This window comes from Streptomyces endophyticus, from assembly GCF_035798155.1.
Classification (GTDB): domain Bacteria; phylum Actinomycetota; class Actinomycetes; order Streptomycetales; family Streptomycetaceae; genus Streptomyces; species Streptomyces endophyticus.
In genome coordinates, this window is the sequence record NZ_JAOZYC010000076.1 from 1 (window position 1) to 674 (window position 674).

Sequence of the window (674 nt, forward strand, 5' to 3'; positions counted from 1 at the left end):
CGGCCCCTTCGGCCGCCGACGGCGCGGGATCGCACGGGCTCGCGCTCGACGTCACCGTCAACACCCGTCCCGGCACCGGGGCGCTGCGCCCCGGCATCCGCAGCGGCGGTGCGGTCGTCGTGTCGTACCGGCTGGCCAACCGGGGCAGCGCGGACCTGCACGACATCCGGGTGCACGACCCGTCGATGCCGGGTGCCCGGATCCGCTGCCCCGGCGGCCGCGACCGGGTGCCGCTGCTCATCGGCCTCCGTTCGGCGCGCTGCACGGCGACCATGGCAGCCCGCCCCGGCACCTGGACCGCCGAGGTGCGGGCCGCCGGGCGCCAGCCGTATCTGCGCGCCACCGTGCAGGCGACCGCGCGCTCCGGGTACGCGGGGGTGGGCGCGGCCCTGACGCTCGCCCAGTCGGCGCGTCCGACCGGCCCCGGGCGGGCCCGCGTCGCCTACACCGTCGCCAACCCCGGGAACCGGCCCCTGCACGACATCCGCGTCACCGACCCGGGGCTCGCCCCCGACCGCATCGCCTGCGCCCACGGCGGCCCCGTCGTACCGCGCCTCGCACCCGGCGCCACGGCCGAGTGCACCGGTGAGGTGCGGCGCGCCCCCGGCACGTACACCGGCCGTGGGCGCGCCGAGGGCAGCGACCGGATCCGCACCATCGGCACACACGGCGAG

Annotated in this window: 1 protein-coding gene; it reads left to right on the forward strand. The window is 79.2% G+C overall.

Annotated features, from left to right (window positions below):
* A partial coding sequence (locus tag OKJ99_RS10110; RefSeq protein WP_326015536.1) for a hypothetical protein occupies nt 1-674 on the forward strand: 674 nt, incomplete at both ends.